Genomic DNA, 19,499 nt, shown 5'->3' with positions numbered 1-19,499 from the left:
CCAACCTCACATTAACTGACCTGCCGCATTCGCGAGCAAGCTCGCTCCCACAGTGTCGCCGCTCGAACTCCACCATCCGACCCGATGGACAATTCACGCACCCCACGGCCCATTCGCGCAGGCATTTCCGTGCAGCGCGAATTTGTCATATTCGGTCTAAATCCGGTGCAGATAGTAGGCAGCCCAACGCTAACCGAAATGAGGCTGCACCGTGTTCCAACGTCTGCTGTGTTCGCTGTCCGTACTGAGCCTGTCCATCACCGCCGCCCATGCTGCCGAAACAGTGCCGCTGGACACCCCGCGCCTGAAAGGCATGGACAATTTCCGCGATGTCGCCGGCACCACCACCGCGTATTCCACCGCTCACGACGGCACCATGCGCGCTGGCGTGTTCTACCGCGCCAACGCGGTAACTCCAACTGCCTCTGACTTGGCGACCCTCAACAGCCTTGGCATCAAAGCCGTCTACGACCTGCGCACCCCGAGCGAAATCGCCGCCACGCCGGACACAATGATCAGCGGAGCGACCTGGCAGAACATCGACATCATCGGCAGCACCACCTCCGGCGCGAACATCACCACCGTCTCGTTCAAAAGCGCCGCCGACGCCATCGCCATGATGGAGCAGACCAACCGTGCCTTCGTCAGCGACGCCGGCATGCGCGGCCAGTTCGGCAAGCTGTTCAATGAACTCGCCAGCGTCGATGCCGCGCAACTGTTCCACTGCACTGCCGGCAAGGACCGCACCGGCTGGACCGCCGCCGTGTTGCAGAGCATCGCCGGTGTCGACAACGCGACCATCATGGCCAACTACCTCGCCACCAACGACTACACCGCCGCCCGCGTCGCCGCCACGTTGAAAGCGATGCCCGCCAGTATGGCCGCCGTGTATGAGCCACTGCTCGGCGTGCAGGCCAGCTACCTGCAGGCCGGCCTCGACGAAGTCACCGCGCAATACGGCAGCATGGACAACTACCTCAAACAAGGCCTCGGTCTGTCGCAGGAAACCATCTACGTCCTGCGCGGCAAACTGGTCGAATACAACAGCCTGCCGGGCCAGGCCGGGCTGATCGGCAACGCCGCAGCCGGTGCAGAATTGCTCCGCCAATTGCAGAACACCAACCTGTCCGGCACCTACAGCGCCTACAACTACTACCTGCAATCGGCCATTGATGCCGGCACTCTCGGCGGTGTCGAATCCCAGGTCGGCGGTCAGGTCCACGCCGACGCCGCCAGCTACCTGCTGCGGCAAAACGCGATGATCGAACAAGCCGCCGCACCATTCGCCAGCGGCAGCGACCTCAAAGTCGGCCAATATCGCCTCTGGACCACCGCGCTCGCCGGCTACCTCGGCACCGACGGTTCGGCCCAAGCCGACAGCAGCAATGAACACAGCCAAGGCCTGATGGTCGGCATCACCCAACGCTTCAGCGAACAACTCAGCGCACGCGGCGGCTTCGGCTACAGCAAAGGCACTGTCGGCGGCGCGGGTGGCGAAGCCGACACCGACTTCACCTTCCTCAACGTCGGCGCCCGCTACGGCTTCACCAGCCTCGAACAAGGCCTGTTCCTCGACGCCAACGCCAGCGCCGGCTACATCGACTACGACAGCAAACGCGACCTCGGCGGCGGCCTCGGCACCGCAAAAGGTGAAACCCACGGCAACCTCAGCGGCGCCACCGTCGCCCTCGGCTACCGCGCCCCGGTCAACGGCATGACCTTCGAGCCAAGCCTGGGTTTGCGCGTCAGCCACCTCGACCTCAACGGCTTCAAAGAGAAGGGCAGCGAACTCTCCCTCGACGTCGACGACATCAGCGCCACCCGCCGCAGCGCCGTCGCCAACCTCAACGTCGCCTTCGCCCCCGTGGCCATGGGCGCATGGCAACTGGTGCCGGGCGTACAAGTGGGTTACGAACGCACACTGGGCGACAACGAAGTCGACAGCCAAAGCCACCTGCTAGGCCTCGACATCGAACAACGCGCCGCCTTCGACAACCGCGACCAATTCAGCGGCGGCGTCAACCTCATGGCCAACCTCGGCGCCCTCAGCCTCGGCGCAGAAGTGGGCGCCAACGGCGGTGGCGACAGCCATGGCTTCAACGGCGGCCTCAAGGCCAGTTACGCGTTCTAAAACACACAAAAAACTGTAGGAGCGAGCCTGCTCGCGAAAGCGCCAGATCAGCCAACACCAAAGTAGACTGACCGACCGCCATCGCCAGCAGGGCTAGCTCCCACAGGTTTTGTGGAATACCGACAATCTCCGGCACACCAGAAATCCTTGTGGGAGCTGGCTTGCCAGCGATTGGGCCAGCCCAGCCAACATCACCATCGACTGACCCACCGCCATCGCTGGCAAGCCAGCTCCCACAGTTTTGTGGCATGCCATCAATCCCAAAGACACCTAAAAAAAATGTGGGAGCTAGCCCTGCTAGCGATTAGGCCAGCACAATCAACATCACTGTCGACTGACCGACCGCCATCGCCAGCAGGGCTAGCTCCCACAGGTTTTGTGGGATGCCGACAATCTCAGGCACACCAGAAATCCTTGTGGGAGCTGGCTTGCCAGCGATTGGGCCACCCCAGCCAACATCACCATCGACTGACCCACCGCCATCGCTGGCAAGCCAGCTCCCACAGTTTTGTGGCATGCCATCAATCCCAAAGACACCTCAAAAAAAATGTGGGAGCTAGCCCTGCTAGCGATTAGGCCAGCACAATCAACATCACTGTCGACTGACCCACCGCCTTCGCAAGCAAGCTCGCTCCCACAATTAGCATTCCAGCCTAAGAACCGATCAACCCCGCCCGCGCAAATCCGCCGGACTCACCCCAAAAGCCCCCTGAAAATACTGACAAAACCGCCCCACATTACTAAACCCAAACCGCAACGCCACCTCGGTCACCGACCCCGAACCCCGCCGCTTCAAAACCTCATAAGCCCGCTCCAGCCGAACCTGCCGCTGATACGCCACAATCGACATCCCGACAAACCGCCGAAACCCCTCCTGCAACGCGCGCTGACTGACATGGCTCAACCGCGCCAGATCCACACCACTGACCAACTGCTCCGGATGCGCCTGAATAAACTCCACCGCCAGCTTCACATGCCTTGGCGCAACCATCGGCGCCGGCCGCCGCAATGCCTCGGAAAAATTATGCGGCCACGCCTCCAGCACCGCATCAATCAACATCTCGCGCAACCGCGACGGCATCAACGTCCCGCTGTTGAGCAACAAATCAAACTCAGCCCCCGTCGCCAGGTCAATCAACGCCCGAATCCCCTGAAACGCTGCAGTGTTCAGGTCCACGCTGGGTGCAAAAACGATCTTCTGCAGAATCGGTTTATCCAACAGCATCGACAACCGCTCGGTAAGCTGATGACGATTGATCGACATGCCGTGATGCGCATGATCATCAACAAAGCGCATCGAACGAATATCGGCCTTATCAATCGCCAGACCCACCTGCGTCACACCGATGGACTCGGTCGCGTGGTTGAAAACAATCTTGCCCGCCGTGGGGATCACAAACGTGATCTCATCCTGCGGATCGGGAAACGAAACGCTGAAATCGCCGTGGTAATGCATGCGCCGGAAACTGACGCCATCGTGCCGCCCATAAACGCCGCCGATGATGATGTTCGACGGCAGCGGCGGGGAGTCGGAATAACGGTTACCGAAGAATCGGGAGAACAACGCGCCGAAGTCATCGGAACGAAGATTGTCGGAGCGCAGGATGATTGGCTGGCGAACAGGAGTCGGAAACACCTTGGCGGCACCTTCGGTTGGGGGCTCTAGGACTGGGGTGTAGGGCAGGGCGCCGAGCAGATTAGCAGAGGCAATATGACGCGTTTGTGACAGTCAGAAACATGTCGTTACAGCGCCGCAACACGTTTGAGCAACGGACACTCGGCAGGCCATGCCCGACATGGCAACCTGCTCGCATCCGTACTCAGCAAAAAAACAAAGGCATCGCGCCGAGCGCCCAGCCTTGTTTACCGAGACCTGAAAGCATTCAAGTAAATTGGAGCGGCAATGCAAGCCAACACGCAAACACTCCCCATCACCCTGGCCCCGGAACTCGACTTCGACCAAAACGCCGCCAGCGCTTTCGGCGAATCGCTGACCCACGAATACACCCAGGCCACGCCATTCCCGCACATCGTCATCGACAACTTCCTGCAAGCCGACGTCATCGCCAGCATCCGCGAACACTTCCCGGTCGAACCGACCAACAACGAACAAATCTACGAACGCGGCTACAAAGGCCAACTCAAACGGCAGATCAGCCCCAACGCCTGCAGCCCCTACCTGAAGAACGTCTTCAACACCTTCAACTCCGCACCAATGCTGGAGTTCCTCGAAAAACTCACCGGCATCCAAGGTCTGATCCCCGACCCTTATTTCGCCGGCGGCGGCCTGCACGAAACCAAAACCGGCGGCTTCCTCGGCGTGCATTCGGATTTTCGGCTGAATAAAAAGCTCAATGTTGAGCGTCGGCTGAACGTGATCATTTACCTGACCGAGGACTGGCAGGAAGCGTACGGTGGCAACCTGGAGCTTTGGGATGTGGGGATGAAAAAGTGCCTGAAGAAGGTTCTGCCGGTTTATAACCGGTGTGTGATTTTTAATACGGACAAGGACAGCAATCATGGGCATCCGGAGCCGTTGACTACGCCGGAACACATCACTCGGCGGTCGATTGCGCTTTATTACTACACGGCGAGTGGGGTGGGCGGGGAGCCGGGACAGAGGAATAAAACGCACTATAAGCCGCGGCCGAAGGATCGGTGGAGTTTGGGGTATTACGTGGAGAAGGTGTTTAGGAAGAAGGGGTAAGATTTTTACTCTTAAATTCAGCTTTTTGCGTAATGGGTGATGATCGGGTTGATTGAGTGAGGTCTGTTGCTTTCGGTTAGAAGCGGCCAAGCTCGAAGGGCGGCTTTCGGCCACTAGCCGTCGCTGAACAGTCTGCTTGACGGCTGATAGGTGCTGAACTACAGCATCAGCAGCTCTAAAGCCATACGCGTTTGACGGATCATGAAGAAAAAACAGAGGAGCTCCCGAGGGCGTGGGGCAGGGGGTAATTCGGTTAGTTATCTTCGCTATATATTACCCATTTTCGGCGATTGGTCGTTGTTTAGCGGCAGCTGCGCGCGCCTTCTTTATGGGTTTTCCTGCCCTACTCATCGCAATCATTCAACCTAGCCATTAAACAATCATCGGTGAGAATCAAAAACAATCTCCGTGAGTTCCGGATTCCAGTGGCATACCAAGCGTCTACTGCACCTGACCAAAAGTTAGGTCATGATCAACAGCAACCGGCCTGACTCGGACGTCGTTCTCAAAAATTACAGTGCATACTGCCCAACTCAACGTTTGCGATACCCCTCACACACTACCACCGAGCCGGCCAAAAAGTATTTGCTCTAGACTGATGCCTTCTGGACAACTTTTTGATCAAATCACCCAAATCACCCAAATCACCCAAATCATCCATTCACCCCAGTCGGATAACGTCAGCATATGAGTATTTCAGCAACTGCGCTTCGGTTACTCGGCTCACTTGTTGGAGCTTTGCTGCCGAAAGGTAAGCAACTTTATGCCGAGCGTTCTGCCGGAAAGTCTCCAGACTCCTATTCAGTTGATTTCGCAGAGGAAATACTCGACGAAGCGCTCGGCCGGCTGGGTGCCGTCGATGTGGAGCACCAGTGGTGGCGGCGTGCTCTAGTGGATTTGGGCGCAACTGCAACTCAACCGATTTGGTTCAAAAAGCCGCACGTTCAGCAATGGCTCTCTCAAACGGATGTTCAGCGTCTTCTCAAGGCGGTTGCTAAGTCTGATCTGAGTGGGGCTGGGCCTCACCGAGATGATTATGAGGCGCTCATCACAAGCTACATGACGAACTCTTTCGAGGATCGTCAGCATGCGGAATCAATAGTTACGCTTGCAGTAGCCGTGCTCAAGGCCAGTATTAAGGGTGCAGTCCGTGATACGGGCATTGCAGCAATAGTCCAGACCGCCTCGGCAGATCAACGAGATCTATTGATGGCCCTTGATGAAAAAATGAAGGCTATTGAACCTGTAGACCTCAAAAAACTGGCGGAGCTCGCCAAGAGCTATGCGGATCTCATTCCAGATGATATTGGCGGTACTTACCTAGACCGACCTTCGCTCTTTGAGGCACTTGACTCCAAGCTCGCCGTGGCTCGCGTGGTACAAGTCCGTGGGTTGCCCGGAAGTGGCAAGTCTGTCTTGGTGAAGCACATAGTCAAGCGTGCGCTAGAACGTGGGCCAGCCCTCTTCCTGAAAGCGGAACAACTCGAAGGTACCAGTTGGATTAGCTATGCGACCTCACAAGGTCTCTCGGGTACGCCGTTGGAAAAATTGCTCATCGAAGTTGGAGCGGTCGGAACTTCGATACTTTTCATCGATGCTATCGATCGCGTCGAAAAAGAACAGCAGCCCATAATCCTCGACATAATTCGTGCCATTGTGGAGTCGCCCTGCCTTAGTGAATGGCGCGTTGTCGTCTCACTTCGTGATACCGGCATTGAGGTACTTCGTAATTGGTTAGGTGGCTTTCTTGATACGCTAAAGGTCGAAACGGTTAGCGTTGAACAGCTAAGTGATGAAGAAGCGGAGACGCTCGCGATAGCCAAACCTCACCTAAGGCCACTTCTATTCGGATCAGCTCAGGTACAAGATGTCGTTCGGCGCCCATTTTTCGCGAAAGTTCTAAACCAGAGTTACGTGGCAGACCCAAAAACCGCTAAATTCGCGCCCCAATCTGAAGTCGATCTGATTGCAAATTGGTGGTTGCGTGGTGGGTATAACGAGACAGGCCAAAGCGCAGTTGAGCGTCGGCGCGCATTACTCGATTTGGCGCGTATTCGTTCCCGCCAACTAAGCCAACCGATTAGCCTTGGCCAACTCAACTCGGTAGCTCACATAGATGACCTGAGATCAGACGGAATCCTCCAATACGCTCGTGAAGGAATTTCTGTCCGCTTCGCTCACGACATCTTCTTTGAATGGGCGTTCTTCCACGTTCTTGCCGATCGCGCAGACCAATGGATGGAAGAGATTAAGGCCAGCGGCGAGCCACCTGCAGTCGCACGCGTTGTCGAACTTGCTTCCCAATGGGAATACACACAGGGAAAAGACTGGCAGGCGTATCTTGCGCTAATCGAAGCATCAAACGTTAGATCACAATGGCTGCGTGCATGGCTGGTCGGGCCCATAGGAACCGCCGGGTTTGAAGTCGCGGACAACCAGTTCGCGAGGACGGTTTTTACCGACGACTTCCGGCTCTTTAGAAAGACGCTTGTGTGGTTCCAGGCTGAAAAGACTACGCCGAATCCAGCCATCCTCTCTGGTGCACTTCCGCAGGAGCAACGTCAACGGTACGCTGATTTGTTCAGTTGGCCATCTGACTTTTCTGCGTGGCGACGCCTTATTGAATTTATTCTACGGCGGGTTTCAGACATCCCTCAGAGGCTCTATCCGGAAATCGTTGCGATTTTCGAAGTCTGGCAGAACGCCTTGGCGGATTTGCGAAACCCAACATCACATGCAATGTTGCAACAATGCGCTAGGTGGCTCACCGCAATCGACGCGATTAGAACCGTCAAAACTCCCGACGAGAACTCAGAGTACTGGCGAAAGGTACCTGACCTTAGTGCGTTCAAAACGTCGTTGGGACGGCTCATCCTGAGGGCTTCAAGAGTCGAGCCTACCCTTGCGGTCAATTATGTACATCAGGTCACCAATTCAGAACATATCCCTGAAAAGACCTTCAACGACATAGTTTCTCTCTGTCCCGTTCTCGCCCAATCAATTCCCAACTCCGTAGTTGAGCTTTCACTCGCGTTTTTCTGTAAGGAGCTTCCAGACGATCAGGTTGCAAGAGAGGATAGAGAGCTTCGCGCAAGCTCCGAGTGGCGAAAGACCATTCGAGCTAAGCCCGAATCAGATCGCACCCATCAAGAGAAAATGGCGCTTTCGCACGCACCTTTATTTCGATCCTTGAGAGATTTCAGTCACCACGACTGGGAAAGACTATCTCTAAATGACTCCTTGCGAGGCTTCTGGCCCCCTTCGCCGCTTCGAGAGCCCTTCCACTCTCTGTTTCAATCCTCACCTGACTATGCGCTGCACCTTCTTCGAGAACTCTGCAATCACGCGATGGCTGCATGGCGACAGTTGCACCGACACTCACGAGATCGCAATGGCACCCCCATACCACTAGAGCTGAAATTTCCTTGGGGTGTTCAGCAGTTCTGGGGCACGAACCGAGAGTACCTATGGTTTCGGTCTACGTGGGCACCGAAAATGATCGGTTGCGGTTTTTTGGCGCTCGAGGAGTGGTGTTTTGCCGAGCTAGCGCGCGGTCGGCCTCTTGACGAACTGATTCAGCAAATCGTTGAGGGGAACGAGTGTATTGCGATTTTGGGGACAGCGGCGATGCTTGTACTCCACACAGAGATGGTGTCCGAGGTAACGGCGCCGCTTTTTACTTCACAGCGGTTGTTCGCCGCAGACCATATCCGAATGAAGCAGGACATCTCATCCTCAACCGTTGGTTTAATCGGCTTCAATCATCGCGTCGACAAGATTCATATTGAAGCAATCCAAACCGCAACTGCTCGGGGGGTACGTGGGAAACAGCTCAGCTGGATGGTACCCAGGCTCGTCTTTGTATCAGACGCTTTTAGTGACCTAATTCGCAATGAGATCCTTAATTTCAAGAATAATTTGCCCTACGAGTATGAAGAGCACCGCAACATTCAAGAAGCGCAGGAGCACCTCACAGCTCAGGCCCTCGAATATGCGGAGTTGGTCGACCCGGAGAACTATCGCGCGTATCGCACTAAAGAGGACTCAAACCAAGTAGCGATTGTCCACGTCAGCCCTTCAGCCTCGAGGCCTGAAAACGTTGCCAGGGCTGAAGAAGCTTCAAGGTTTCTTAAGTTTTCTAGTCTTTGGCAGTGGGCAGCCAAATCCTTTGAAGAGGAAATAATCCAAGACACTTTCGCGATCAAAGACGCCATCACCCTCAGCAAAGAAGAGTTCACCAACGATTTGTTCGAGTACTCAAACGATAAGTATGAAGAAACTCAATTGGCCATGTATCGAGGCGCAGTCGCGGCTATCGCTGCCATCGTGCTCAATTTCCGAGACGCGTCAACTCAAGAAGACCTTGAATGGGCTCGGGATGTCTTAATGCGAGCGAAACGTCTCCCGGAGAATCCCGGTGTGATGTGGTCACCCAGCTCCGTCATCCCCTGGCACCATGCAATCTACGCTGCACGGGGCCTAGCAGCGGATATCCGAGAAGGTACAGCAGCAGGCGATGTAGCGATCAACCTGCTAGACCTGATTGCACATCCATTAGAAGTCGTTTCGCTGGCTGCGCTCAAAGAGGCGTGCGAGCTTTGGATTAAAGATCCTAAGCTGACTTGGGCCGCTCTAATATTATCGCTCTCGCTTTGCCATGTCCCTCCGCGGCCCCTTGCCCAACTCAACCAACAGGGATTGGCGGACCACTCTCCAGTTGAATCTAAAGCGGCGGTCGAGGCGGTACTCGCGTTCTACCAAAACGGAAGTGGATGGCCCACCTTGCCTCTGCCGCCTCCAGCTTGGGTTAAGGTCAAGCCTAGGAAGGGCCAGCGTCATTATCAGATCGAGGAAGAATACGATGACGGTGAACCAACCGACGCGGCTGAAGAGTGGGACGAACCACGTATTTTCTGGCACTCAAAGCGTGCTGCAGAAATCCTCAATCTCATTCCGTTCGATAGGGTCCTAGGTAGCAGCGCTAGTAGTACGCTCCTCGAATTTATGGCAGAGATTCTCGACTGGACCGTCCAAAAAAACTCGCCGCCTTGGGCAAAGGCCGGACACAGAGATCGTCCGACGACTCAGATTTTTGAATGGACCAACACCTTAGGGTCGACACTTGGTCAGGTGTCTGGGCTCATTCCCCTTGAAGATTTCCAGCCTCGCTTCCTAGAACCGATTTTTGGGGTCGAAGACGAATGCTGCTGGGCAATGCTGTCTCCCTTCGCTAGCGCATATGTCTGCGCCTACGTTTACGATGCACTGGTCGTTCCAGCCGACGCAGTTGTAACCCTTGACCTCTGCCTTGGACGACTTCTTCGGAGTTCTGCTTTCAATCTCGACGCATATCGAAGTGGAGAGCTTTCGGGTTTTGATCAGCCCAATCTTGTACGTACATTAATGTTTGTTTCTGTTGAGCACGCCGGCATGGCGGCTCGCTATGCCAATGGCGATTGGTCAGAAATTAGCCTTATTTTGCCTATAATCGATCGTTTCATTCGCGCCGCTGGATGGACTGTGTCCGTGATGGTGGCTTTCCTAACGCTCTGTGAACGCGCAAAAGCTAACTACCACGCCGAGACCTTCGCGGATCAAGTACTGGCAATCATCAGCGAGGGACCGGACAGACTGATCGGTTGGCACGGAACGACAACTCCGGCGCGTATAGCGGAATTAGTGCAGTACTTCGCACATCGTGATGCGCCAATGACGCTGGCCGTGGCTCAGAAGTTTTTGAGGATACTTGACCTGCTAGTCGATATGGGCGACCGGCGAAGCGCCGCGCTACAGCTCAGTGAGGCATTTAGGGAAACTCGCTTGTCTGTTTGATGTAGAAGGGGAGGCCATCTTCACTCTCTCCAGATACACGTAGGGGCCCCTGGCAGTTTGGTTATTGAACGGGTGTTAGCTTAACTGGAGCGAAGCGTCTGCACGCGGCGCCTCGGACGGAAACGTATCTTTAGGGTGAGGCAGGCGATGTTTGAAGAAACAATCCGCGCACTGAAAAAGCTTGGCGACGAAAAGTCTGCAGTATCAATCTCTGCAGACGATGAAAACTACTTTGATCGTGAGTGTCCCGCGCAAGAATGCTTAGCTCAGTTCAAGGTGTTGATGGAAGACTGGAAAAACAAGGTCAGGGACGAGGAGGTCTTTTGTCCGTTTTGCGGCCACGCCGCCGATGCCCAGAAATGGTGGACGCAAGAACAGCTCAATCACGTTCGGGGTGTTGCAGCTGCGTGTATCGAGGGGGCAATCGGTGGTGCACTTCGCATTGATGCGCAGAAATTCAACCAGAGACAGAACAAGGGCGGTTTCATCTCGATGAGCTTAAGGGTGGACAGCCGACCTCAGCTTGTACCGATTCCCTATGCTGCGGCAGCGCCCATGCGTCTGAAAATTACTTGTGGTGATTGTGGGTGTCGATATGCCGTTGTCGGTGCGGCGTATTTCTGTCCGTCTTGTGGAGCAAACGCAGCTGAGCTCGTTTTTGATCTTACGGTCCAAGGCATCCGACAGTCGCTTGAAGCCGTTGACGCCATAAGAGCCGCCATTCCAGATGCGGACACTGCGGAGAACACGTGTCGTCTTATCGTTGAGAGCGCTTTGCAAAACGTTGTGACGGCATTCCAGCGAAATACAGAAGCGCTTTACGCTCGTGTTATGCCGACAACCAAGATTCGGCGTAACGCATTTCAGAACCTTACGGAGGGTTCAGATCTTTGGGTTGCTGCCATAGGACACGGTTACGATCAGCACCTTGTGACCGTCGAGCTGGAACAGCTGACGACGGTATTCCAGCAGCGTCATCTATTAGCCCACACACAGGGTGTCGTCGATGATGATTACATCAGGAAAACTGGTGACACGCGGTATAAGTCTGGGCAGCGATTGGTGATCAAGCGGGAGTCCGTGGCAGAAGCACTAACGCTGGTCGAGCGGTTGACGCTTGGAATCCGCGAGGACGCGAAGGATAAAGGCTGATCGCGTCAGTTGCTGCTGTTGGCCGATTTCTGCCTGTGGAAAGGACTGCAAACGAACCAATGCGAACGTTGAAAATAGGTTTTGGAGCGCAAAGGGGACGGATTTATTTTCTAAGAATGAATTTGTGCCCATTTGCCTAAAGAAAGCGGCGCGCTAAGGCATCATTGCCGGTGGCGGCAGTTGCGGATGAGGGGCCGCATATTTGCGCCCCTGCCACGCTAATTTGCGTGATAGTGCTGTTCATCACCGCAACAATCGCAAACGGTTTCGCAGTCAAAACAATTTCACGCTCATTGGATGAAAGACGGAGGAATTTTTCGCATTGGGACGTTTGACAGAGCCACTACTGACCAAGGTAAGAGCCGCGCTCTCGGAGCCATTCAACGACTTCCCCGTCGAATACGACTACGTCGCGAGGAAGGTCAGAGGCGTCGATCCTGAAATCCTTTACGAAATCCTCTATTCAGAGGTCGCTCCTGTGTGTTTCACCAATCTTGTGGCCGCTGTACCACCGGTGTGGACAGGGTTCGATCCCGACATTCTCAAAAAGTCGATAGAGGAAAGGTTGGCTGCGAGAAAGCGGAATTGGTTTCGTCGGCAGTTCGACAAAGTGCTGGTTCGCTGGTTGAAATACAACTACGCCTACATCTGGAAGGAAATCGCTAGCAGGCTGTAGCTTGCAGTGGGATTGTGGATTTGGATTAAGTAGTGAAAAGGGCCCGTTAGGGCCTTTTTTATTAGCGAGCCTTTTGCTTAAACGTAGCGAGTCAAATGCGTTTAAATTACACAACCCGTTACGCCACAAAGGCTACAACGCCTTGCGCCGTTGCCTACGCGTACGCCAGAATCCGCCGGCATACGCGACTATGCAGCGGGCTATATCGTTTCCCCGTCACTGAAAACAGTGATCGGGTTTGGTAGCCCGGTGTTAGTTGTACAGCCCACTGTCGTCGAGATTTCTCGCTCGATTATGGTGGCCATGTATAGGGCGTCCTAGGGCGCGCCGGATCCTAACACCCGGTCTACCAACCTCTGCATGGCCGCCACCCTTCGTTTGGTAGCGAAAGGGTGAAGCCTCCTTTAAATGTGTTAGGAGCTTCATCAATGTTCAAACCAACGCCAAACCCACCGGACATCGATCCGATCCCGTACGACCCATCGCTAGAACCCCAAAAGATAAAAGAGGCGACCGACCGCGCCATCAACTTCTATCTCAACCCCGGCTCACTGAAGCTTTCAATCCCTACCCGCAAGTCCAACAAGATCTTCCTGGTCGATCCCGCCGTGGACGAGGAAACCTTGCTCGTCGAAGCCTGCGAGTCGTTAGCCGCTGCCAGTGACATGGCGCGTGATATTGGCGATGTCGTTGACCACTCTCAGCGGCGGGCCATGCTGATGCTGCATCAGGTGATCATGCTGAGTGAGCTGATGGTCAATCGAATCCTGGATGGGCGCCGCTTGCCGCACTAGTTGCTGGCTCGTTTACGGGGATGCCGCGAGCTCTGTGTAGGGGCTGCCATAGGTTGCGATTTTGGAAAGCAGATCAAAAGATCGCAGCCTGCGGCAGCTCCTACAGGGGGGAGCGGTGTTCATTTGGTAGTCGTTTTTCTTGGAGTGCCTTGTTGGGTGCTTGCTGGAGATTCAGTTGATGTCCGAAACCACAAACAATCCGCCGATCACAGATCCGGCGTCGCCGTATGAGTCGTTTGATTCGAGAAAGCTTCACGCGGCGGCGGAGCGGGCGCTCGATCATTATCTTGTGCCTGAGAAGATCATGGCTACGCCGTACAGTCCCAGCACTTTGTTCATGGTTAACCCACAATCCGACACCGAAACCTTGCTGGTCAATGCTTGCGAATCTTTGGCCTCGGCGACGGTGATGCTGGGTGATTTTGCCGGGATGTTGGAAGGGTCGAATCGCAATACGTTGTTGGGGATTGCGCAGGTGGTGATGTTGGGGGAGTTGGCGGTGAACAAGGCGCTGGATAACGTCGAGTTGAAGGCGCCGGCTTAGGAAGGGCAAGTCACTTGGTGGCAAAAAAGAATGGGGACGGCGTTATTGTTTGAAAATAACGCCGTCCCCATTTTCGTTTGCGTGGCCGCATCGTCAGGTTGCGAGGGAAATCAGCGTATCGCCCATCCTGCTCGAAGTACACGCGCAACCCGTTCTGCTCATCCTCACTGCGGCTCGGCAACAACAACGCCGCCGTGACGAACAGCGACAGTGTCAGCATCACCAACAATAGAAATTCGAGAAACGAGAAGGTCTGTTTCACCGCCGACAGTGCGTTGACGGCCCACCAGAATTGCAGCTGCATGGTAAACAGCATCACCGCCCAGACCAGCGCCACCCAATCTGGCTTGGCGACGCGGCGGATGCGGAACACCGTTAATACGCCGAGCAGCAGACGGGTGACGGAGAGCCCGAGGATCATTGAGAGGACGGTGGCGACGATCGGGAAGTTGCTCATCTTGCCTCTCGTGAACTCGGTTTTGGCTGTCAGGGTGTTTTGGGCAGACTAGGTGGGGCGGGTAGGACCGTCAAACGTGGCTGTGCGGTTGGGTTGGCAGAAAACGCCTGTAGCGCCTTGCTGCGCGGAGGTAATGGATTAGGATGCGCGAAGGCTGGAATGGATCTTTTCGACTAAGGATGTGTGGTTTATGGAATCTGCTTTTTCGCAAGTCACCGAGCGTTTGAACAACCGCCGGTTTGCCGTGGCGAACAACGCTCAGGGGCTGTCCGATGCGCGCACGGTGTTTGAATACTTCGTCGAAGGCGCGACGGTTTGGGGGACTTATGCGGGTGGCCATATTCGCATGGGCAACCAGGTTGGTCGGGTGACCGGGCCTGACAGTATCGAGCTGCTTTATCAGTGCATCACCACGGATGGCGAGATCCGCGCGGGTTGGTCGCGGGGTGTGGTGGGGGTTGATGAGGCGGGGCGGACGACGTTGCGGTTTGTGTGGGGTTGGTTGTCGGGGGCCGAGGGTGGCGGGGAGTCGAGTTATGTTGAGGTGGTCGCTTAGCGATGGGGCATCTTGTGATTATCGCGTGCTGCTTGGCACTAACCTTTCAACGCAAGGATGGCTATGTCTGTAGATCTTGATGAGTTGCTGGAACGTGTCACCGATGAGCAATCGTTCATCGATTTCGTCGCGGCGCTGGGTGCTGATTTCTCCCGTGAGCGGGCGCTGGAGAATTCCAGTGAGGCGGGGGCGTCGGACTGGGAAAATGGATCGGTCGATACGTTTCTTGATGCGGCGGCTGCTTGGGCGGTGGCTACTTCGAGGAATGCTCAGGCGGATGCCGCAGCTTCTAATGTCTGGCTGCGGTGTGCGGCGATTTTGTTGGCTGGGAAGTTTTATGAGTGAGGCGGGAAGCAGTTCATCCGCTTTAGGCCGGCACTTTTTTTGATAAGAAAACGCCCAAGGGTTTGGCGTGTCCTGGATGGTTAGGACCGCGTACTGCCTTGGGCGAGATGGGCGCAGATTAGGTGGAGGCAACGTAGACGTCAACTGCTCGCCATCACATCCCAAGTCCGCATCACCTGCGTAATCGCCGCATCAATGCTCTCCAGCGGCGTGTCATCCCGAGCAAGGATGGAAATCCCCTGCAGGAAACTGTCGAACACCGTCGCCATCGCGGCTGCGTTCGCGTCGTCGGCTAACAGTCCTTCACTCACACCACGCTCAACACACGCAACAATCCCGGCGCGGGTTCGGGCGCGGGAGTGGGTGAGGGCTTGGGCGACGTGGGCGTTTTCCGGGCTCGGGGCGCTCATGACGCCGAGGGTGACCATGCAGCCTTTGGGGTGGCCGTCGTCGCATTGCATGCGTGCCGATTGGCGCAGGGCGGTTTCGATGGCTTGGCGTGGTGGCAGGGTTTCGTCCCACAGGCATTCGGTGACTTGGGCGTAGGTCGCCAGGTAACGCTGCACGCACTCGTCGAACAGGGCTTCTTTAGAGCCGAACGCGGCGTAGAAGCTCGGCGCGGAAATGCCGCCGCCCAGTTCAGCCTTCAACTGTGCGAGGGACGTCGCGTCGTAGCCGTGTTGCCAGAACAATTGCATGGCCTGATCGACGGCGTCGTCGCGATCAAAGGCGCGGGGGCGACCGGTTCTCGCCATCTCTGAAACTCCTCGGAAAGTGATTTGGATACTAGTCGATACATAAGTCGTTGACAACGGGCCTCGGCTGCCGCCAGTATTTTATATCGATCGGTACGCAAGTCTGAATTTCCAAACTCAAGGAGTTTCCCGTGACACCTTCATTGACTCTCTCGGCGGCGCCCAAACGCCTGCCCATCGGCGCGCTGCTGGCGCTGGCCATGACCGGTTTTATTTGCATCGTTACCGAAACCCTGCCCGCCGGGCTGTTGCCGCTGATCAGCGAAGGCTTGGCGATTTCGCCTTCGATGGCCGGGCAGATGGTCACCGCGTATGCGCTGGGCTCGGTGCTGGCGGTGATCCCGATGACCATCGCCACGCGCGGCTGGCGGCGGCGCAATGTGTTGTTGCTGACCATCGTTGGGTTTCTGCTGTTCAACTCGATCACGGCGCTGTCGTCGCACTATGGCGTGACGCTGGTGGCGCGCTTCTTCGCGGGTGTCGCGGCAGGGTTGGCGTGGAGTTTGTTGGCCGGTTATGCGCGGCGGATGGTCGAGCCGGATCAGCAGGGCAAGGCGTTGGCGCTGGCGATGGTGGGCACGCCGATTGCCCTGTCATTGGGCGTGCCGCTCGGCACTTGGCTGGGCGGGTTGGTCGGGTGGCGCACGACGTTCGGGTTGATGTCGGCCCTGACCTTGATGCTGATCGTTTGGGTGTTGGTGAAGGTGCCGGATTATCCGCCGCAGCCTGCGCATCAGCGTCTGTCGTTGCGCCGCGTGTTGACCACGCCGGGTGTCCGACCGGTGCTGGCGGTGGTGATCAGCTGGATGCTGGCGCACAACATTCTCTACACCTACATCGCCCCGTTTGTGGCGCCGGCGGGGTTGGCGGATCGCGTGGATCTGGTGTTGTTGGTGTTTGGTCTTGCGGCGTTGGCGGGGATTTGGTTGACGGCCAAACTGGTTGAGCCGCTGTTGCGCAAGACCGTGTTAGCCAGCCTGGTGATGTTTGCCGTGGTGTGTGTGGGGTTTGGATTTTGGGGGCGTGTGCCGGAGGTGATTTACCTCGGCGTGTTGCTGTGGGGATTGAGTTTTGGTGGCGCGGCGACTTTGTTGCAGACCGCGTTGGCAGATGCGGCGGGCGATGGCGCAGATGTGGCGTTGTCGTTGAATGTGGTGGCATGGAATAGCGCGATTGCCGGCAGCGGCGTGGTCGGCGGGGTGTTGCTGGATCGGTGGGGGGTTGCATCGTTTCCGTGGGCGATGGTGGTGTTGGTCGCGGTCGGGTTTGTGATTGCCTGGAGCGCTCGGGCGCACGGGTTTAAAGCGGGGCCGCGTGGTGCGGGGGCGGGGGCTGTGGTCGGGCACTGAGGTTGGGTGTCAGGTTGATGTGTTTTTGATGGGCTGACGTCATCGCTAACAGGGCTAGCTCCCACAGGGATGTGGGTGGGATTGGGATTTGTGGTTTGAGGTGAAAACCCATGTAGGAGTGAGCCTGCTCGCGATGGCGGCGGCTCAGTCAGCCTGATGTCGGCTGGACGGATGCTATCGCGAGCAGGCTCACTCCTACAAAGAACGTGGTCTAGCCCTGCGCTTCATCCTTCAAATCATCCAGCGTATCGACGATCGCCTCATCGCGGTCGGCCATCGCGTCTTGCATGTCTTTGGCGATGGTGGTCTGGATGGTCATGACTTTTTGCGCCAGATCGCGGCCCTGTTTCGAATTGAGGATGATTGCCATGGCCTGCTCGGGGTGCTGGTTGGCGCGAATCATCAGGTCGAGTTCATCGTTGTCGAAGTGATCAGCGTAGATTTCCACGACCATGTCCTTCAGGTCGTCGGGATCGATGTTTTCCCGCACGACGTTACGGATCTGCTCGCGCTCGAGCATCGGATAGCGGGTGGCGTAACCCGTGGACACCATTTCGATCATGTTGCCGTATTGCTTGGTCATTCCGCTGGACTCGACCAGTTTCTCTGCCTTGTCCTTGCTACCGCCGCAACCCGCCAGCGCCATGGCCATCAATACGGCCAGCGTTACTTTTTTCATGCTCATGAGCATCGTTCCTTGAAAGATTTGAAGTGCAGGAGGCTTAACGGCGACTCAGCGCGTAGGCGCCGGCGATGATTACCAGCACCACACCGCCGATGAATGCGCCGAGCGCAGGGAACATCGCCGCCGGCCACATCAGGCCCCGGCCGAGGTTGTAGAAGAAGCCTGCGTGGGAGTAGATGGAGCTGAACAGCCAGGAGTAGAGCGCGTAGATCAAGCCGATGAGCAGATAACCGGAGATTATCTTTCCTTTGAGCGACATGAAGTCTTCCTTGTGCGGGGGTGAAGCAGGGGATGGATTTTGAGTAACATACTATTTCAGTAGTGGCACATCAATGGCGTTGCTGACTCATCCGCTGAGCTTCACTCACACAAGCGCTTGATAAACCGGTTGTTCTTGTCTGCAAAAGCCTTGCTGTCAGCGCTTCACCAGACTGTCTTGCTGCTTCCAGGCCTGCTGCAAGAACTCGTTGATCAACGTTGCAACCTGCTGCTGGATAACCCCCCGAGGACGCGCAGCGTCGCCATCGCCACAAATGATTCCATCGCCAGGCACGTCTTCTTCAAGCAGTGCCACGGCACCCGGTTTGCACATGGCCAGGAAAGTGAAATGGCTGGCATCGCGGATCTCGACATACTGCGTTGACGCCTGCGGCAGGCGTTTGGCGAGGTCGGCTGACTCCAGTTGCGCAGGCAGATCCTGCGACGGCGCACCGGCAGCGATCACCAGCGCCGGCACCGGCAGTCCCGCCAGGCTTTCACTGGTCATCCCGCGCGAAAAACCGAGGTCAAGGGAAACCACGGCGGTGACGCGTTTGTCGCGCAAGTCGCTGGCCAACTGAGTTTTCAGTGCGGGCGTGCTGGCCGGATTGATCTTGTCGTAATTGATGCAACTGGCCAGTTGTGAATGAACCTTGCAGTCACGCGCAAACAGCTGCGGATCGAACCGCGCCCCGGCGATTTCAATGGCCGTCCAGCCGCCGAGCGAATGGCCCACCACAGCAATCTGGCGCGGTGCGACGGCGCCAAACTTCTGCGGCTGCGAGGTCACCGCCGCAATCGCCCGGCTCAGGTCGACCGGCCGCTGCCACAACTGCTCGGCAGCTTGCGGGCTACGGTCATGGGTGGTGGTGCCGGGGTGGTTGACCGCCGCGACGATGTAACCCTGCTGGGCCAACGCACTCGCCAGCCAGCCCTGATTGCTCCAGTTGCCCCGATAACCGTGGGAAAGCACCACCAGTGGATGCTCGCCTGCGGTGGCCGGCGCGTCGCGCACGGCAGCATTGCCGACAAACACCACATCGTCGGCGATCAATTGTGGCGTGACGGTGGTTGTGCTGGGATACCAGACCACCATCTCCAGCGCACGCTCATTGTGCGGGTCGGGCAGGGTCGAGGACTGGAAACCGATAGCGTTGACGTCAGCGAGAGCGCTGGTGGTCAGGCAGGTTAGAAGCAGGGCACCGAGAGCTGGTTTCAATGAGTGGATCTTCCATGATTGGGCGAGGGGGATAGCAAC

At 56.5% G+C, this 19,499-nt stretch carries 15 protein-coding genes and 1 pseudogene; 10 read left to right on the top strand and 6 right to left on the bottom strand.

Annotated elements, in window-relative coordinates; genetic code table 11:
* Positions 1-211: 211 nt before the first annotated feature.
* Entirely contained in the window at positions 212-2,131 is a 1,920-nt protein-coding gene (locus ACIPIZ_RS03035) for a tyrosine-protein phosphatase (protein ID WP_401163892.1), read from the top strand.
* 664 nt (positions 2,132-2,795) lie between these two features.
* Here the strand turns inward: ACIPIZ_RS03035 and ACIPIZ_RS03030 are convergent.
* Positions 2,796-3,767 carry a helix-turn-helix domain-containing protein gene (locus ACIPIZ_RS03030; protein WP_401163890.1) on the bottom strand — a complete coding sequence of 324 codons (972 nt, stop codon included), beginning with the start codon at positions 3,765-3,767 and terminating at the stop codon, positions 2,796-2,798.
* A 267-nt stretch (positions 3,768-4,034) separates the two neighbouring features.
* Here ACIPIZ_RS03030 and ACIPIZ_RS03025 point away from each other — a divergent pair, with 267 nt between their 5' ends.
* The 6 genes from ACIPIZ_RS03025 to ACIPIZ_RS03000 all read left to right on the top strand — a co-directional run bounded on the left by ACIPIZ_RS03025 (position 4,035) and on the right by ACIPIZ_RS03000 (position 13,836).
* Complete coding sequence (locus tag ACIPIZ_RS03025; RefSeq protein WP_401163889.1) at positions 4,035-4,838, top strand: 2OG-Fe(II) oxygenase; 804 nt, start codon at positions 4,035-4,037, stop codon at positions 4,836-4,838.
* Between the two features lie 687 nt (positions 4,839-5,525).
* Positions 5,526-10,670, top strand: a complete 5,145-nt coding sequence (locus ACIPIZ_RS03020) for a hypothetical protein (protein WP_401163887.1) — start codon at positions 5,526-5,528, stop codon at positions 10,668-10,670.
* 147 nt (positions 10,671-10,817) lie between these two features.
* A complete protein-coding gene (locus tag ACIPIZ_RS03015; protein WP_401163884.1) occupies positions 10,818-11,822 on the top strand; it encodes a hypothetical protein in 1,005 nt (334 codons plus the stop codon).
* Between the two features lie 331 nt (positions 11,823-12,153).
* Positions 12,154-12,498, top strand: a complete 345-nt coding sequence (locus tag ACIPIZ_RS03010) for a hypothetical protein (RefSeq protein WP_401164234.1) — start codon at positions 12,154-12,156, stop codon at positions 12,496-12,498.
* Positions 12,499-12,926: 428 nt separating this feature from the next.
* Positions 12,927-13,292, top strand: a complete 366-nt coding sequence (locus ACIPIZ_RS03005; RefSeq protein WP_105709488.1) for a DUF6124 family protein — start codon at positions 12,927-12,929, stop codon at positions 13,290-13,292.
* A gap of 178 nt (positions 13,293-13,470) precedes the next feature.
* On the top strand, positions 13,471-13,836 hold the full coding sequence (locus ACIPIZ_RS03000; protein ID WP_401163882.1) for a DUF6124 family protein: 366 nt from the start codon (positions 13,471-13,473) through the stop codon (positions 13,834-13,836).
* Positions 13,837-13,948: 112 nt separating this feature from the next.
* Here the strand turns inward: ACIPIZ_RS03000 and ACIPIZ_RS02995 are convergent.
* Positions 13,949-14,293 (bottom strand): annotated as a pseudogene (locus tag ACIPIZ_RS02995) (hypothetical protein); the annotation flags it as partial.
* A 190-nt stretch (positions 14,294-14,483) separates the two neighbouring features.
* Here ACIPIZ_RS02995 and ACIPIZ_RS02990 point away from each other — a divergent pair.
* Together ACIPIZ_RS02990 and ACIPIZ_RS02985 are read left to right on the top strand one after the other, a co-directional pair.
* On the top strand, positions 14,484-14,849 hold the full coding sequence (locus tag ACIPIZ_RS02990; protein WP_401163879.1) for a hypothetical protein: 366 nt from the start codon (positions 14,484-14,486) through the stop codon (positions 14,847-14,849).
* Between the two features lie 63 nt (positions 14,850-14,912).
* The gene (locus ACIPIZ_RS02985) at positions 14,913-15,194 is read left to right on the top strand and encodes a hypothetical protein (protein WP_401163878.1); all 282 of its coding nucleotides are present in this window, start codon (positions 14,913-14,915) and stop codon (positions 15,192-15,194) included.
* 140 nt (positions 15,195-15,334) lie between these two features.
* Here ACIPIZ_RS02985 and ACIPIZ_RS02980 read toward each other — a convergent pair whose 3' ends face one another.
* Positions 15,335-15,949: a TetR/AcrR family transcriptional regulator gene (locus tag ACIPIZ_RS02980; RefSeq protein WP_401163876.1), complete on the bottom strand. Its 615-nt coding sequence runs from the start codon at positions 15,947-15,949 to the stop codon at positions 15,335-15,337.
* A gap of 131 nt (positions 15,950-16,080) precedes the next feature.
* Here ACIPIZ_RS02980 and ACIPIZ_RS02975 point away from each other — a divergent pair, with 131 nt between their 5' ends.
* On the top strand, positions 16,081-17,298 hold the full coding sequence (locus ACIPIZ_RS02975; RefSeq protein ID WP_064390314.1) for an MFS transporter: 1,218 nt from the start codon (positions 16,081-16,083) through the stop codon (positions 17,296-17,298).
* Positions 17,299-17,509: 211 nt separating this feature from the next.
* Here the strand turns inward: ACIPIZ_RS02975 and ACIPIZ_RS02970 are convergent, their stop codons facing one another.
* From ACIPIZ_RS02970 to ACIPIZ_RS02960, 3 genes are all read right to left on the bottom strand, one after another.
* Positions 17,510-17,983: a hypothetical protein gene (locus ACIPIZ_RS02970; RefSeq protein ID WP_401163873.1), complete on the bottom strand. Its 474-nt coding sequence runs from the start codon at positions 17,981-17,983 to the stop codon at positions 17,510-17,512.
* 37 nt (positions 17,984-18,020) lie between these two features.
* A complete protein-coding gene (locus tag ACIPIZ_RS02965) occupies positions 18,021-18,242 on the bottom strand; it encodes a hypothetical protein (protein ID WP_105708946.1) in 222 nt (73 codons plus the stop codon).
* A gap of 156 nt (positions 18,243-18,398) precedes the next feature.
* Positions 18,399-19,460 (bottom strand): alpha/beta hydrolase family protein, encoded by a 1,062-nt coding sequence (locus ACIPIZ_RS02960; protein ID WP_401163871.1) that lies wholly within the window; start codon positions 19,458-19,460, stop codon positions 18,399-18,401.
* Positions 19,461-19,499 lie beyond the last annotated feature (39 nt).

This window comes from Pseudomonas sp. NPDC087690, assembly GCF_044743175.1.
In the GTDB taxonomy this organism is placed as follows: Bacteria; Pseudomonadota; Gammaproteobacteria; order Pseudomonadales; family Pseudomonadaceae; genus Aquipseudomonas.
Note: the sequence above shows the minus strand (reverse complement) of the source record. Positions and strands in the feature narration are given on the sequence as shown.